Here is a 14332-nt window from a genome sequence, read left to right on the forward strand (position 1 = left end):
GGCGAAGCGCGGCACCGCGTCAGCCCCCGGCGAAGGGCGGCATGACGTCGATGACGGCGCCGTCGTCGACGAGCTGCTCGCGGTCGCGGGTGGTGATCCCGTCGACCAGGAACGAGCAGCGGAGCATCACGTCGCGGAAGTCGGCCGCCGACATCCCCTCGACGGGTCGCACCTCGGTCAGCAGGCGACCGATGGTGGGTCGCTCGCCCGTCGGGACGTCGACGCGCTGCTCGTCTCGGCCGACGGCCGCGCGCGCCGCCGCGAAGAACCTCAGCGTGACCGAGATCGGCGTGCGGGGGACGTCGGGCGCAGGCTCTCCGGCCTGTTCGAGGAGTGTCGACATGTCAGCCTCCGATGGCGCTCATGGTGCGGGCGGGTTGCACGAAGTCGGGGTCGTCGATGCCGTGTCCCTGAGGCTTGGCCCACATGGCGCCGCGCCACGCGTCGGCCAGCTCGTCGTCGGACGCACCGGCGCGCAGCAGATCGCGCAGCCCCGTCTCGCCCTCGCTGAACAGGCAGCTGCGGATGCCCCCCTCGGCGGTCATCCGTGTACGGCGGCAGTCGGCGCAGAACGGTTCGCTGACCGAGGCGATGATGCCGACGCGACCGTGGAGGCCGGCGTCGTCGCCTCGTCCGACGGCGTCGAACAGCTCGGCGGGGGCGCCGTCGCGGTCGATGTCGGTCGGACGCAGATCGAAGCGCGTGGCGATCAGCGAGTGGATGTCGCGCGAGGTCACGAAGGAGGCGCGGTCCCAGCTCCGGTCGGCGTCGAGCGGCATCTGCTCGATGAAGCGCAGCTCGTGCCCGCCCCGCAGCGCCCAGGCGAGCAGGTCGGGCGCCTCGTGGTCGTTCACGCCGGGCAGCAGCACGGCGTTGATCTTGACGGGGGTGAGCCCGGCTGCGGCGGCGGCGTCGACCCCGGCCAGCACCTTGTCGAGGAACGGACGCCTCGACACCTTCATGAAGGTCTCGGCGTGCAGCGAGTCGAGCGAGACGTTCACGCGGTCGAGACCGGCGTCGGCGAGCGCCTGCGCCCGGTGCGCGAGTCCGATCGCGTTGGTGGTGAGCGACACCTCGGGTCGGGGCGACAGGGCCGAGACCCGGCGGACGATGTCGATCAGGTCGGCGCGCAGCAGCGGCTCGCCACCGGTGAACCGCACCTGGCGGATGCCGAGGAGGCGCACCCCGATCTCGACGAGCCGCACGATCTCGTCGGCGTCGAGCGCCTGTTCGCGGGGCAGGGCGGGCAGCCCCTCGGCGGGCATGCAGTACGTGCACCGCAGATTGCACTTATCGGTCAGCGAGACACGCAGGTCGGTGGCGGTGCGACCGAACCGGTCGAGCAGCCCGGGTGCCGACCCGCTCGACGGCCGCGGGATGGTCGCGGCGATGTCACGAGCCCGGCCGGGCATCGTGGGCAGTCCGAGTGAGACGGTCATCTGTCGAGGCTAAGCCCCGCGGCCGACATCCGCGCTCCGTGTCGCCGCACCGGAAGGCCGACCGCCTCGTGGGACGAGTGCGCGCACCCGTCGGGCGTCGTCCGCGAACCCGTCGAGCAGCCGGTCGGCGAAGCCCGGCCGCGCGCGCCAGAGCGACACCAGCAGGATGACCAGCACGGCGGTGGCGAGTGACGACCGCTGCAGGGCGAGACCGGGCTCGAACTGCCGCACGAGCAGCGCGACGGGGATCGCCAGCCACTCCCACCGCCCCGTCATGGCCACGAACGGCACGAGCAGCAGGGCGTACCAGGGGTACCGCGGGCTGACGGCGACGAGGGTCACGCCGATCATGACGAGCTGGCCGAGCCAGGGGTCGTCGGGGTCGGTCTTCAGCCAGACGAGCAGACCGGTGACGCCCACGACGAGCACCACGACGGGTGTGGCCCACGCGTCGGGAACCCAGGCCGAGACGAGGGCGAAGCGGCTGCCGTCCTCGTAGCCCTCCTCCGTGAGGTAGCCGGGCAGGTAGCCGAGCACCGCGATCCCGGTCGAGACGACGTAGGGCACGTAGAGCACCGCGAAGGTCACGACCGCGCCGACGATCACCTTGTGGGGCTGGCGGCGCAGCAGGGCGGGTGCGGCGATCACGGGGATGAGCTTGGTCGCGATGGCCGCGCCCAGGGCGATCCCGCCGCGCCACCGCCGCCGCGTCGAGACGAGCAGCGACGCGGCGAGCACGAGCACGCCGCCGAGCAGGTCGACGTGCGAGTTCGTCACGCCCTCGCTGTAGACGAGGGGGCACCATCCCCAGAGCGCCGCCCAGCGCGGGTCGAGTCCGCGTCGGCGGAGCGCCACGAGGAGCGCCGCGGTGGTGGCGAGGACCATGACGAGCCCGAGCACCTGCAGCGGTGCGAACTCGGCGTCGGGTCCGACGACGGCGCGCACGGCCCAGAAGTACAGCTCGGCGGTCGGCGGGTAGATCGTGGGCACCTCGGGCCGGTTGATCGCCGTGCAGACCACGTCGCCGGTCCCGGTGTCGTAGCCGCGGTGGATCTGCCGGGTCTCCTGCCCGCAGCGCAGGCCGATGGTGCCGTCGTCGCGGGTGAACTCGGCCGCGGGCGGGAAGATCCACTCGGGTCGCAGGTCGCGCAGCTCGCCCGCCTCGGGCGTGTACGCGTACGGCGAGACGCCGTCGGTCTGGACGATGCCGTCCCAGGCGTAGCGGGCGGGGTCGGTGCTGGTGTTCGGCGGGCTGAGCAGAGACGCCCCGCCGACGGCTGCGGCGCCGACGAGCACGAGGGCCGTGACCGCGCGCGCCGGCACGCGGCGCAGCAGCAGCAGGGCGACGACGAACAGCCCCCAGCACACGGCGGTCCAGTGGACGAAGTCGGCGCGGGTCTCCTTCGCGACGAATCCGAGGGTCAGCAGCCCCCAACCCACGGCGACGGCCAAACCGCCGACGGCCACGGCCGCGAATAGAGTACGCACGAGAGCCAGTCTGTCGGACGCCCACCCGGGTGTCCGATGTGTCGGGCCAGACCCCGAGGCGCATCACCATGAGAAGCCTGCTGTTCACACTCCGTCTCGCGGCGTCGTCGCCGACGCGGAACGCCCGGACGGCCACCGTGCTCGGTCGCCTGCTCGGCATCGCCTTCGTCGTCTGCCTGCTGACCGGTCTCTACAGCCACTTCCTGCAGGAGCCCGCCGAGTGGATGCGGTTCCCCACCCGCCCCGTCTGGCTCTACCAGGTGAGCCAGGGCGTGCACATCACGGCGGGCATCGCCTGCATCCCGCTGCTGCTCGGCAAGCTCCACGCGGTGTTCCCGCAGCTGTTCCAGTACCCGCCGGTGAGGCACCCGGTGCAGGTGCTCGAGCGCGCCTCCATCGCCGTCTTCATCGCCACGTCGGTGCTGCAGCTCGTCACCGGTCTGCTCAACACGTTCCAGTACTACCCGTGGCCGTTCCCGTTCCGGCAGGTGCACTTCGCGCTGTCGTTCGTCATCATCGGGTCGCTGGCGATCCACATCGCCGTGAAGCTGCCCCTCATCACCCGCTACTGGCGGGCCCGCGACAGCTACGACGCCGACGGCGTGTTCGTCGAGCCGCACGGGGCGCTCGACCCGGCACGGGCCGAGTTCGCGGCGACCCGCGAGCTCGCCACGAGGCGCAGGGCCGAGGAGGCGCGGGTCGCCGAGTCCACCGGCACCGCGCCTCCTCGGCCCCGCGGGATCGTCGGCCGGATCGTGCAGTGGATCGACACCGCGCACGAGGGCGATGACGAGCCGCGGAACGCCCGGGTGTCGCGGCGCGGGTTCTTCGGGGCGATCGGGGTCGCGACGGGCGGCGCGGTCGTGCTGACGGCGGGGCAGTCGTTCACGGCGTTCGAGCCCTTCAACGCCTTCGCCCCGCGCCAGCGCGGCATCGGCCCGAACGATCTGCCGATCAACCGCACCGCCGCCGCCGCGCGGGTGCTCGAGAGCGCGATGGCGCCCGGCTGGGCCCTGACCGTCTCGAACGGCGACCGCTCCCGCTCGTTCAGCGCGGACGACCTCAGGGCGATGACGCAGAACGAGGGCGCGCTGCCGATCTCGTGCGTCGAGGGCTGGAGTCAGACGGGGCTGTGGCGCGGTGTCCGGCTCGTCGATCTGATGGCGTCCGTCGGCGCCCCGCCCGAGCGACGGCTGCGCTTCACCAGTCTCGAGGAGCGCGGGGGCTACCGCGTGATGCTGATGGGTCCCGAGTTCGCGACCGACCCGGCGACGCTGATCGCCCTCGAGCTCAACGGCGAGCGGCTGAGCATCGACCACGGCTATCCGGCGCGGGTGATCGCGCCGGGGAGGCCCGGGGTGCTGCAGACCAAATGGCTGACCACGATCGAGGTGCTGTGATGACCGCCACGCCCCCCGCCGCCGGTCGCGGCGTCCGCGCGACCCGGGCTCTGCTGGTCGTCTTCGGCATCGCCCTGATCGGCCTCGGCGGCTACGTGCTGACCGAGACGGTCAGTCCGACCCGGTACGGCGGACTGCTCGTCTGGCTGCTCGGGTCGGTGATCGTGCACGACGCGATCATCGCGCCCCTCGTCGTGGTGGCCGCCCTCGCGGTGCGTCGGACGGGGCGGAGGGTCCCCGGGGTCGTCGTCGCCCTCGTGCAGAGCGCCGTCGTCGTGGGCGTCGTGATGACGATGATCGTCGTGCCCGAGATCGTGGCTCAGGCGAAGGGGCCGAAGAACGACACGGTGCTGCCGTTCGACTACGCCGGGCGCCTGTCGGTCATGTGGCTGGTCATCGTCGTGCTGACGGCGCTCGCCGTCGTGGCCTACCTCGTGCGGACGAGGCGGCAGAAGTCGCGCGAGTCGACCGACCAGGTCTGAGCGACGCGGAGGCCGGCGCGACGCGCGTGGGCCGGCAGGGCCGCGCGGCCCACCTCGGCCCAGGGGAACGTCGCGCTCGCGAGATCGCGGTCGTCGACGACGCGGGCGTCGTAGAACTCGTCGGCGTCGACGTCGGGGGCGGTCTCGACGACGACGGAGCCGTTCGGCGCGATCACCTCGGCGCATCGGGCCAGCAGGGCCGTGGGGTCGCCGCCGATGCCGATGTTGCCGTCGAGGAGCAGGGCGACGTGCCACCGCCCCTCGGCCTCGAGCGGGTCGAAGACGGAACCCGCGGCCACCGGCAGACCGGCGTCGCGGGCCATGGCGACCGCGGTCTCCGACACGTCGATGCCGAGCGCGTCGATGCCGAGGGCGGCGGCGGCGCGCACCATGCGGGCGGGGCCGCAGCCGATGTCGAGGACGGATCGCGCGTCGGCGAGGGTCGAGAGGTCGGCGGCGTCGGCCGCGGCGCTCCAGCGGGCGACGTCGAAGGGCTCGTCGGCGGGGGCGTCGGTCGCGGCGGCGCGAGGCGTCCCGCCGGCGGTCTCGGGGGCGACGTCGGCCCGCACGAGCCTCAGTCGACCCTCGCGGCGGAGCGCCCGGGCGTAGGGCTCGGCCCCGCCCGATCCGAAGGTGGCGACGGGCTGAGGGCGGGTGTCGGCGGTGAGCGTCACGAGTGCGGCTCCTTCGGAGTCGAGTCGGCCGGCGACGGTGCCTCGGCGGCGGAGGGGGGAGCGAGGGTGGTCGAGGAGGCGCGGGCCGGGTCGGTCTCCGGGCTCGCCTGGGCGAGGCGGAGCGCCGCGGAGAAGCGGCTGTCCGGTGCGGTGGCGGCCACGAGTCGGGCGTCATCGATGGTGTCGACGTCGACGAGCTCGGGCAGCATGCGCACGCGCAGCCCGGCCTCGGCGAGGCGGCGGAGCTGATGCGCCCCGGTGTCGTCACGCGACATCGGCACGCCGCGGAGCAGATCGCCGGTCGGGCGGGCGAGTCCGAGGGCCCAGAAGCCGCCGTCGTTGGCGGGGCCGAACCACGCGTCGACGTCGTCGGTCCAGTCGGTGAAGACGGGCGAGAGCGTCTCGACGGTGACCTGGGGCGTGTCCATGCCGATCAGCACGGTGGGGCCGTCGACCTCGTCGAAGAGGGCGCCGAGCCGTGCGTCGAGGTCGCCACCGATCTGAGGGATCACATCGAACTCTTCGGAGCCGGGGGGCGTTCGGTTGCCGTCGAAGAGCAGCACCCGCCGGGTGGCGGGCAGCGCCGACGCCACGGCGAGGGTGTCCTGGATGGCCGCCGCCGCGACGTCCGCGGCCTGCTGGAGGCTGAGCGGCGGGTGCAGGCGGGTCTTGACCCGTCCGGCGATCGTCTCCTTCGCGATCACGACGATGGTGGTCATCGGCCCACCTCTCTCAGCAGTCGCGACATGTCCTTCACGGCGATGCTCGTGCCCCGGATCGTGCCCGTCACCTTGCTGCGCCCGACGCGCGGCGAGTAGGGGGCGTCCTGCTCGCGGATGCGCCAGCCGGCTTCGGAGGCGCGCAGCACCATCTCGAGGGGGTAGCCGCTGCGGCGGTCCTTCAGGTCGAGGGCGAGCAGGGCGTCGCGTCGGGCGACGCGCATGGGCCCGAGGTCGTGCAGCGCGACGCCGCTGGCCCGTCGCATCAGCCGCGCCAGCACGAGGTTGGCGATGCGGGCGTGCACGGGCCAGGCCCCGCGGGTGGTCGGCCGACGGCGGCCGAGCACCAGGTCGGCGTCGCCCGCGATGACCGGCGCGGCGAGTGCCACGAGGTCGGCGGGGTCCATCGAGGCGTCGGCGTCGCAGAAGGCGACGTAGGGGGCGGTGGCGGCGAGGAGACCGGCGTGGGCGGCGCTGCCGAAGCCGCGCCGCGCCTCCTGCACCACCGTCGCGCCGTGGTCGGCGGCGACGCGGGCCGAGTCGTCGGTGGAGCCGTTGTCGACCACGATGCCGTGCCAGCCCTCGGGCATGCGGCCCAGCACCCAGGGGAGCGCGCCCTCCTCGTCGAGGCAGGGCAGCACGACGTCGACGAGGGGGGCGCCGACGGGAGGAGTGGTCATCCTCCCGACTGTACGGATGCGATCCCATGAAGGTGATGGGAGGCGCGCCGCCTGCGCATCGAGGACAGCCGACCCGGCCGCCCCGGTGGCCTCGGAGGGGGCGGTCTAGGGCGCGACGGATGCGCGGAGCGGCGCCGTCGCGAACTCGCGCATGCCCTCCTCGAAGGTGACCGCGGGCTCCCAGCGCAGCTCGTCGCGCAGCCGTGCGGACGACGCGGTGACGTGCCGCACGTCGCCGGCGCGGTACTGGCCGGTGACGACGGGCTCGGGGCCGCCGGCCTCGCGGGCGAGGGCCGCCGCCATCTCGCCGATCGTGTGCACGACCCCGCTGCCGACGTTGAACGCCCGGAAGGTCTCGGGCGCCTGCTCGGTCGTCCAGTCGAGGGCGGCGAGGTTGGCGGCGGCGATGTCGCGCACGTGCACGAAGTCGCGACGCTGAGCTCCGTCCTCGAAGACCCGCGGCGCCTCGCCCCGCTGCAGCGCCGAGCGGAACAGCGACGCGACACCGGCATAGGGGGTGTTCTGGGGCATGCCGGGGCCGTAGACGTTGTGATAGCGCAGGGCGGCCGCGCGACCACCCGTGCTGCGCGCCCACGAGGTGGCGAGGTGCTCCTGGGTGAGCTTCGTGATGGCGTAGACGTTCCGCGGGTCGAGCGGGGCGTCCTCCCCGATGAGCTGCGGCTCGAGCAGGGCGCCGGTCTCGTCGCGCGGGTCGAACACGCCGGCGTCGAGGTCGACGATGCGGCGCGGGGCGGGGCGCTCGGTGGCGCCCGCCGAGGTGCGGTAGCTGCCCTCGCCGTAGACGACCATCGACGAGGCCACGACGAGGCGGTCGATGCCGGCCCGGTCGAGCGCGGCCAGCACGACGGCGGTGCCGAGCTCGTTCGACGAGACGTAGTCCGGGGCGTCCTGGAAGTCCACGCCGAGACCGACCTTCGCCGCCTGATGGCAGACCGCGTCGACGCCGTCGAGCGCCCGGTCGACGACGTCGGCGTCGCGGACGTCGCCTCGGATGAACTCGACGCGCGGGTCGAGCTCGGGCTCGCCGCCGTGCACGTCGGATCGCAGCGAGTCGAGCACGCGCACGGTCCAGCCGCGGTCGAGGGCCTGCGCGACGATCGCGGAGCCGATGAACCCCGCTCCGCCCGTGACGAGCAGACGGCCGAGGAGGCGCGGGTCGGCCGCGCCGCCGGAGCCGGCGGTCACAGCGCGGTCCGGCGCGACAGCACGGGGCGGGCGAGCACCGCGGCGACGGCGTCGGCCGGGATGAGCTCGCGCGGCTCGTAGTCGCTCGGCAGGCCGGCGACGATCGACTCGATGGCGGCGACGATGCGGGGCTGCGCGGCGGCGAGGCGGTCCATGACGAGCTGGTGGCTGACCGCGTCGTCATCGGTGCCCTCCTCCGGGGAGATGCCGGCGTCGCTGTCGGTGACGAACGAGATGTTGACGGCGCCCATGCCGAGCTCGAGGGTCAGCGGCACCTCGGGGTACATCGTCATGTTGATCGTGTGGGCCCCCGCGGCACGGAACCACAGCGACTCGGCTCGCGTCGAGAAGCGCGGACCCTGGATCACCACGCACGTGCCGGTCGGTGCGAACGGCTCGCCCTGCGCCTCGAGGGCGGCGACGGCGGCGGCGCGCAGCACCGGGTCGAACGGGTCGGCGGCCACGAGGTGCTGCACCGAGCCCTCGACGTCGTAGAAGGTGTCGGGCCGGCCCCAGGTGCGGTCGATGAACTGGTCGGTGACCACCATCGTCCCCGGCGGGTACTCGGGGCTGACGCCGCCGACGGCGGACGACGACACGACGGCCCGGGCGCCGAGCGACGCCAGCGCCCAGACGTTGGCCCGGAAGTCGATGCGGTGCGGCGGCACGGAGTGCCCCTTGCCGTGACGGGTGAGGAACGCGACGCGCTTGCCGCCCAGCTCGCCGATCGAGACCTCGCTCGACGTCGGTCCGTAGGGGGTGGCGACCACGTGGCTCGTCGCCGTGCCGGGGGCGAAGAGCGAGTAGAGGCCGGAGCCGCCGATGACGGCGACGTCGACGCGGGGCGGGGACGAGGAGGCGGGGGTGGTGTCGGTCACCCCCGCTACGCTACCGACGACAGCCGGGAGGAGCCTCGTGCGCACCATCGATCAGCATCAGGACGACGTGGCCGGGCTGGTCGAGGCCGCCCTGGCGTCGCGACCGAGCGAGCGCCTCCCGCTCGATCCGGCCGCCGTGGCGGCCGACCCCGACCGCTACCGGAGGCGCGAGCTCGCCTCCGACGTCGTCGCGCCCATCGACCTCCCCCCGTTCGCCAACTCGCAGATGGACGGCTTCGCCGTGTCGTCGTCCGACGTCGTCGCCGACGCCTCGCTCGTCGTGGTCGACCGCATCCCCGCCGGGCGCGTGGGCCCGGCCCTGCTCCCCGGGACGGCCGCGCCGATCATGACGGGCGCCGCCGTGCCCGACGGCGCCGACGCCGTCGTTCCGGTCGAGCGGGTCGAGCCTCCGCTGTTCCCCGCCGAGGGCGTCGACGCCCGGGTGGCGGTCACCGGTCCCGTGGCGGCCGGTGCGTTCGTCCGCGAGGCCGGCTCCGACGTCGTCGCGGGCAGCGTGCTGCTGCCGGCCGGCACGATCATGACCCCGGCGCGCTGGGGTGTGCTGGCGGCAGCCGGACTCGGCGAGGTCGCCGTCCGACGCCGACCGCGCCTCCTGCTCGTCTCGACCGGCGAGGAGCTCGCCGCACCCGGCGCCGAGCTGGGCCCGGGCGAGATCCACGATGCGAACGGCGTCGCGCTCGCCGCGGCCCTCGCCGAGGTCGGCGTCGAGGTCGTCGCCGAGCGCGTCACCGACGACGCGGCCACGCTGACCGCGCTGATCGCCCGGCACGCCGCCGACGTCGACCTCGTCGTCACGACCGGCGGGGTCAGCGCCGGCGCGTACGAGGTGGTCCGCGACGCCTTCGAGACCGCGGGCGTCGTGTTCGGGTCGGTCGCCATGCAGCCCGGGGGCCCCCAGGGGCATGGTCCCCTCTCCGTCGGCGACCGCCGGCTGCCGGCCGTGTGCTTCCCCGGGAACCCGGTCAGCGCTCTCGTCTCGTTCGAGGTCTTCCTCCGTCCGCTCCTGCAGGCGGCCACCGGCGTCGGCCGCCCGCGCGCGCGCACGGTCGCCCCGATGGCAGAACCCGCCGAGTCGCCCGTCGGAAAGCACCAGCTCCGCCGAGGGCGTCTCGACGCCGACGGCCGGGTCGCCCTCGTCGGCGGCGCCGGATCCCACCTGCTGTCGAACCACGCGGCGGCCACCCTCCTGGTGCACCTGCCCGTCGGCGTCGAGCGGGTCGAGGCGGGCGACGACGTCGTAGTGTGGGCGCTCGATGACTGATCGCGACCGGCCCGACGACACCGCGCCTCCTCGGCTCACCCACGTGCGTGACGACGGGACGGCGCACATGGTCGACGTCACCGACAAGAGCGAGACCACGCGCATCGCCACCGCTCAGGCGCGCCTCACGACCCGGGCCGACGTGCTCGCCCGGCTGGTCGAGGGCACCCTGCCGAAGGGCGAGGCGCTCGGCACCGCCCGCATCGCCGGCATCATGGCCGCCAAGCGGACGTCGTCGCTGATCCCGCTCTGCCATCCGCTGCCGATCGGATCGGTCACCGTCGACTTCGAGCCCGGCGAGACCGATATCGTCGTGCTCGCCCGCGTCAAGACCCACGGCAAGACGGGCGTCGAGATGGAGGCGCTCACCGCCGCCTCGATCGCCGCGCTGACGCTCTACGACATGATCAAGGCCGTCGACCCGCTCGCCGAGATCCACGACGTCAAGGTGGTCGCGAAGCAGGGCGGCAAGTCGGGGGACTGGTCGCGATGACGACCCTGCCCGTCCGCCGCGCCGTCGTCATCGTCGCCTCGACCCGCGCCGCCGCGGGGAGCGCCGACGACCTCACCGGCCCGGTCATCCGCGCCTGGTTCGAGGCCCGACGCTACGACGTGCCCGCCCCGATCGTCGTCGCCGACGGCGAGCCCGTCGGTCGCGCGCTCGCCGAGGCCCTCGCGACCTCGCCCGACGTGATCGTGACGACCGGCGGCACCGGGGTCTCGCCGACCGACGCGACCCCCGAGCAGACCCGCCCGCTGCTCGAGCGCGAGCTGCCCGGCGTCGCCGAGGAGCTCCGTCGCAGGGGTCTCGCCGCCACGCCGACCGCGATCCTGTCACGCGGCGTCGCCGGCGTCAGCGGTCGCACGTTCGTCGTCAACCTGCCGGGTTCGCGCGGGGGAGTCCGCGACGGTCTCGAGGTGCTCGGCGGCGTCGTCGACCACGTGGTCGACCAGCTGGCCGGAGGATCGCATGACTGACGACGTCGCCTCGCCCGCCGGCCGGGCCGCCTCGCCCGCCGCCGACCGCGTGCTGCTGGCGCGGGTCGTCGACGAGGCCCTCTCGGTGACCGAGTGCTCGGCTCTCGTGGCGAGCCGCGCCTCCGGGGCGGTCGTGACCTTCGAGGGCGTGGTGCGCGATCACGACGAGGGGCGCGGGGTCACGGCCCTGCACTACGAGGCGCATCCGAACGCGACTGACGTGATCCGCGAGGTGGCCCTGTCGATCGCCGCCGCGCATCCCGAGGTGCGGGTCGCCGCCGAGCACCGCTACGGCGACCTCGAGATCGGCGACGTCGCGCTGGCCTGCGCCGTGTCGTCCGCCCACCGCGCCGAGGCGTTCGCGGCCTGCGCCGCCCTCGTCGACGAGGTCAAGGCGCGCGTGCCGATCTGGAAGCGGCAGGAGTTCGCCGACGGCTCCGACGAGTGGACGGCGTCGCTGGGCTGATCGTCACGGCGACGCGCTCGGCTGACGCGCTCGGCTGACGCGCTCGCCGTGCGCGTCCGTCTGACGCGCTCGCCCGAGCTCCCGTCCGACGTGCTCGTCGAGGCGTCAGGCGGGGCCGACTACGCTTCTCGGGTGGCACATCTACTCGGCGCAGAAAACCTCCGTCTCGAATTCCCGACCAAGGTCGTCCTCGACGGGGTGACCCTCGGCATCGACGAGGGCTCCCGCATCGGGGTCGTCGGCCGCAACGGCGACGGCAAGTCGACCCTCATGTCGGTGCTGGCGGGTCGACTCCAGCCCGACGACGGTCGCGTGACGACGCGTCGCGGTCTGACCATCGGCATGCTCGACCAGCGCGACGTGCTGCCCACGGGCGCCACCGTCGGCAGCCTCATCGTGGGCGACCGCGACGAGCACGAATGGGCCGGCGACGCGCGCATCCGCGACGTCATCTCCGGGCTCGCCACCGACATCCCCTGGGAGGCCGCGGTCGAGGACCTCTCCGGCGGTCAGCGCCGCCGCGTGGCCCTCGCGACCCTGCTGGTCGGCGACTGGGACGTCCTGTTCCTCGACGAGCCCACCAACCACCTCGACGTCGAGGGCGTGGCCTGGCTGGCCCAGCACCTCAAGCGCCGCTGGTCGGCCAACTCGGGCGCGCTCGTCGTCGTGACGCACGACCGGTGGTTCCTCGACGAGGTCTCGACCGACACGTGGGAGGTCCACGACGGCATCGTCGAGCCCTTCGAGGGCGGCTACGCCGCGTACGTGCTGCAGCGCGTCGAGCGCGACCGCATGGCGTCGGCCTCCGAGTCGAAGCGTCAGAACCTGATGCGCAAAGAGCTCGCCTGGCTGCGTCGCGGCGCCCCCGCCCGGTCGACCAAGCCCAAGTTCCGCATCGACGCCGCCAACGAGCTGATCGCCGACGAGCCGCCCGTCCGCGACGCCGTGCAGCTGTCGCAGATGGCGACCGCCCGACTCGGCAAAGACGTGGTCGACCTCGTCGAGGTCGGCGTCTCGTTCGGCGACAAGCGGGTGCTCGAGGGCGTCGAATGGCGCATCGCACCCGGCGAGCGCACCGGCGTGCTCGGCGTGAACGGCGCCGGCAAGTCGACGCTGCTCAAGGTCGTCACCGGGGTCATCGCACCGACCGAGGGTCGGGTGAAGCAGGGCAAGACGGTCAAGTTCGCGATCCTCGACCAGCAGCTCGCCGACCTCCACGAGGTCGCCCACGAGCGCGTCAACGACGTGATCGGCCGCCAGCGCACCTCGTACGTCACCGCCGGCAAGGAGATGACGCCGGGTCAGCTGCTCGAGCGCCTCGGGTTCACGAGCGCCCAGCTGCAGACCCCGATCAAAGACCTGTCGGGTGGTCAGAAGCGTCGCCTGCAGTTCCTGCTGATCCTCCTCAACGAGCCGAACGTGCTCATCCTCGACGAGCCCACCAACGACCTCGACACCGACATGCTCGCCGCCATGGAGGACCTCCTCGACGGCTGGCCGGGCACCCTGCTCGTCGTCTCGCACGACCGGTACCTGCTCGAGCGGGTCACCGACCAGCAGTACGCGGTGCTCGACGGCCGCTTCCGGCACCTGCCGGGCGGCGTCGACCAGTACCTGCAGCTGCGCAAGCAGGCGACGGACAGCCAAGGAGGCGCGACCGACCGACCGACGGCCGTCCAGGGGGCGTCGGCATCCGTCGCGGCCTCCGCTGCCGCCTCGGGTCTCTCCGGCGCCGAGAAGCGCAACGCCGAGAAGGAGCTCGGGTCGATCGACCGCAAGATGGCGAAGGCCGCGACCGAGCGCGATTCGCTGCTGGCGCAGTTCTCGACCTTCGACCAGTCCGACTTCGACGGCCTGGCCGCGCTGCAGGCGAAGCTCACGGCGCTCGACCACAAGACCGCCGAGCTCGAGGTGCGCTGGCTCGAGCTGAGCGAGCTGCTGGCCTAGCCGCTCCAGGGGCCTGGGCGACCCGCCGCAGCCGCACCGCGTTTCCTCGGCTCCGTTCGGCAGGTCGTGAGGGCTGGTCGTGCCGCACCGCGCCTCCTCGGCTCCGCTCGGTCGTGCGGCGTGCGTCGTGGTGCGCTCAGCCGCCCAGGGTCAGGCTGAGGGTGCGCAGCAACTCCGCCAGGCGGCTGCGGTCGGCGACGTCGATGTCGCTCAGCAGGGCGTCCTCGGCCGCGAGCAGGCGTTCGATGGCGGCGTCGACCGTCCGGCGGCCCGCGGTCGTCATCGTGACGAGGATGCCGCGGCCGTCGTCCGGGTCGGTGCGGCGTTCGACGAGACCGCGGTCGACGAGCCGGTCGATGCGGTTCGTCATCGCACCGCTCGAGACGAGAGTCTGCTGCAGGAGGGTCTTCGGACTCAGCTGGTACGGGGTGCCCGCACGGCGGAGCGCCGAGAGCACGTCGAACTCCCATGACTCGAGGTCGCTCGCCTGGAACGCCTCACGGCGGGCGCGGTCGAGGTGCTTGGCGAGCCGCGCGACGCGCGAGAGCACATGGAGCGGCGCGAAGTCGAGGTCGGGCCGCTCGTGGCGCCACGCCTCGACGATCCTGTCGACCTCGTCCTGCTCGGGCATCCGACCATTATGGCGACCGGTGCCGCCACCGCCGTCTGGCACACTGGAAAGGCGCATGAGCG

The 14332-nt window shown here is 73.5% G+C and carries 16 protein-coding genes; 7 read left to right on the forward strand and 9 right to left on the reverse strand.

Annotated features, from left to right (window positions below; all coding sequences use genetic code 11):
• Positions 1-19 precede the first annotated feature (19 nt).
• From ASF89_RS05005 to ASF89_RS05015, 3 genes are read right to left on the reverse strand one after another with little or no spacing between them, the layout of a single operon-like run.
• Positions 20-343 carry a MoaD/ThiS family protein gene (locus ASF89_RS05005; protein ID WP_055812515.1) on the reverse strand — a complete coding sequence of 108 codons (324 nt, stop codon included), beginning with the start codon at positions 341-343 and terminating at the stop codon, positions 20-22.
• A 1-nt stretch (position 344) separates the two neighbouring features.
• Positions 345-1439, reverse strand: coding sequence for a GTP 3',8-cyclase MoaA (moaA, locus tag ASF89_RS05010; protein ID WP_156357241.1), 1095 nt, complete (start codon positions 1437-1439; stop codon positions 345-347).
• Between the two features lie 9 nt (positions 1440-1448).
• Positions 1449-2927: a glycosyltransferase 87 family protein gene (locus ASF89_RS05015; RefSeq protein WP_235483985.1), complete on the reverse strand. Its 1479-nt coding sequence runs from the start codon at positions 2925-2927 to the stop codon at positions 1449-1451.
• Positions 2928-2995: 68 nt separating this feature from the next.
• On the opposite strand from ASF89_RS05015, the gene ASF89_RS05020 reads away from it, so the two are divergent.
• The gene (locus tag ASF89_RS05020; protein ID WP_055813132.1) at positions 2996-4327 is read left to right on the forward strand and encodes a molybdopterin-dependent oxidoreductase; all 1332 of its coding nucleotides are present in this window, start codon (positions 2996-2998) and stop codon (positions 4325-4327) included.
• Positions 4327-4809: a hypothetical protein gene (locus ASF89_RS05025; protein ID WP_055812521.1), complete on the forward strand. Its 483-nt coding sequence runs from the start codon at positions 4327-4329 to the stop codon at positions 4807-4809. The genes ASF89_RS05020 and ASF89_RS05025 overlap by 1 nt, the downstream gene beginning before the upstream one ends.
• Here ASF89_RS05025 and ASF89_RS05030 read toward each other — a convergent pair.
• The 5 genes from ASF89_RS05030 to ASF89_RS05050 form a co-directional block, all read right to left on the reverse strand.
• Positions 4755-5483 (reverse strand): bifunctional 2-polyprenyl-6-hydroxyphenol methylase/3-demethylubiquinol 3-O-methyltransferase UbiG, encoded by a 729-nt coding sequence (locus ASF89_RS05030; protein ID WP_055812524.1) that lies wholly within the window; start codon positions 5481-5483, stop codon positions 4755-4757. The genes ASF89_RS05025 and ASF89_RS05030 overlap by 55 nt on opposite strands.
• A complete protein-coding gene (locus tag ASF89_RS05035) occupies positions 5480-6202 on the reverse strand; it encodes a DUF2064 domain-containing protein (RefSeq protein WP_055794304.1) in 723 nt (240 codons plus the stop codon). The genes ASF89_RS05030 and ASF89_RS05035 overlap by 4 nt, the downstream gene beginning before the upstream one ends.
• The gene (locus tag ASF89_RS05040) at positions 6199-6882 is read right to left on the reverse strand and encodes a glycosyltransferase family 2 protein (protein ID WP_055812527.1); all 684 of its coding nucleotides are present in this window, start codon (positions 6880-6882) and stop codon (positions 6199-6201) included. The genes ASF89_RS05035 and ASF89_RS05040 overlap by 4 nt, the downstream gene beginning before the upstream one ends.
• A 105-nt stretch (positions 6883-6987) precedes the next feature.
• Positions 6988-8088, reverse strand: a complete 1101-nt coding sequence (locus ASF89_RS05045; protein ID WP_082489789.1) for an NAD(P)-dependent oxidoreductase — start codon at positions 8086-8088, stop codon at positions 6988-6990.
• The gene (locus ASF89_RS05050; RefSeq protein ID WP_055794310.1) at positions 8085-8966 is read right to left on the reverse strand and encodes an MTAP family purine nucleoside phosphorylase; all 882 of its coding nucleotides are present in this window, start codon (positions 8964-8966) and stop codon (positions 8085-8087) included. The genes ASF89_RS05045 and ASF89_RS05050 overlap by 4 nt, the downstream gene beginning before the upstream one ends.
• Positions 8967-9003: 37 nt before the next feature.
• Between ASF89_RS05050 and glp the strand changes: the two genes are divergently transcribed.
• The 5 genes from glp (at position 9004) to ASF89_RS05075 (ending at position 13639) form a co-directional block, all read left to right on the forward strand.
• A complete protein-coding gene (gene glp, locus ASF89_RS05055; protein ID WP_235483986.1) occupies positions 9004-10248 on the forward strand; it encodes a gephyrin-like molybdotransferase Glp in 1245 nt (414 codons plus the stop codon).
• Positions 10241-10741, forward strand: coding sequence for a cyclic pyranopterin monophosphate synthase MoaC (moaC, locus tag ASF89_RS05060; RefSeq protein WP_055794312.1), 501 nt, complete (start codon positions 10241-10243; stop codon positions 10739-10741). Before glp ends, moaC begins: the two co-directional genes overlap by 8 nt.
• A complete protein-coding gene (locus ASF89_RS05065; RefSeq protein ID WP_055812530.1) occupies positions 10738-11226 on the forward strand; it encodes a molybdenum cofactor biosynthesis protein B in 489 nt (162 codons plus the stop codon). The genes moaC and ASF89_RS05065 overlap by 4 nt, the downstream gene beginning before the upstream one ends.
• Positions 11219-11692 carry a molybdenum cofactor biosynthesis protein MoaE gene (locus ASF89_RS05070; protein WP_055812533.1) on the forward strand — a complete coding sequence of 158 codons (474 nt, stop codon included), beginning with the start codon at positions 11219-11221 and terminating at the stop codon, positions 11690-11692. The genes ASF89_RS05065 and ASF89_RS05070 overlap by 8 nt, the downstream gene beginning before the upstream one ends.
• Before the next feature lie 132 nt (positions 11693-11824).
• On the forward strand, positions 11825-13639 hold the full coding sequence (locus ASF89_RS05075) for an ABC-F family ATP-binding cassette domain-containing protein (protein WP_055813141.1): 1815 nt from the start codon (positions 11825-11827) through the stop codon (positions 13637-13639).
• Between the two features lie 136 nt (positions 13640-13775).
• Here ASF89_RS05075 and ASF89_RS05080 read toward each other — a convergent pair whose 3' ends face one another.
• Positions 13776-14270, reverse strand: coding sequence for a MarR family winged helix-turn-helix transcriptional regulator (locus ASF89_RS05080; RefSeq protein ID WP_055812535.1), 495 nt, complete (start codon positions 14268-14270; stop codon positions 13776-13778).
• Between the last annotated feature and the right edge of the window lie 62 nt (positions 14271-14332).

The organism is Frigoribacterium sp. Leaf172, assembly GCF_001424285.1.
Taxonomy (GTDB): Bacteria; Actinomycetota; Actinomycetes; order Actinomycetales; family Microbacteriaceae; genus Frigoribacterium.

Coding starts and splice junctions, on each gene's coding strand:
- ASF89_RS05070 (WP_055812533.1), top strand. CDS start 11,219: ATGACTGACGACGTCGCCTCGCCCGCCGGCCGGGCCGCCTCGCCCGCC.
- ASF89_RS05080 (WP_055812535.1), bottom strand. CDS start 14,270: ATGCCCGAGCAGGACGAGGTCGACAGGATCGTCGAGGCGTGGCGCCAC.
- moaA (WP_156357241.1), bottom strand. CDS start 1,439: ATGACCGTCTCACTCGGACTGCCCACGATGCCCGGCCGGGCTCGTGAC.
- ASF89_RS05040 (WP_055812527.1), bottom strand. CDS start 6,882: ATGACCACTCCTCCCGTCGGCGCCCCCCTCGTCGACGTCGTGCTGCCC.
- ASF89_RS05035 (WP_055794304.1), bottom strand. CDS start 6,202: ATGACCACCATCGTCGTGATCGCGAAGGAGACGATCGCCGGACGGGTC.
- ASF89_RS05005 (WP_055812515.1), bottom strand. CDS start 343: ATGTCGACACTCCTCGAACAGGCCGGAGAGCCTGCGCCCGACGTCCCC.
- ASF89_RS05025 (WP_055812521.1), top strand. CDS start 4,327: ATGACCGCCACGCCCCCCGCCGCCGGTCGCGGCGTCCGCGCGACCCGG.
- ASF89_RS05020 (WP_055813132.1), top strand. CDS start 2,996: ATGAGAAGCCTGCTGTTCACACTCCGTCTCGCGGCGTCGTCGCCGACG.
- ASF89_RS05065 (WP_055812530.1), top strand. CDS start 10,738: ATGACGACCCTGCCCGTCCGCCGCGCCGTCGTCATCGTCGCCTCGACC.
- moaC (WP_055794312.1), top strand. CDS start 10,241: ATGACTGATCGCGACCGGCCCGACGACACCGCGCCTCCTCGGCTCACC.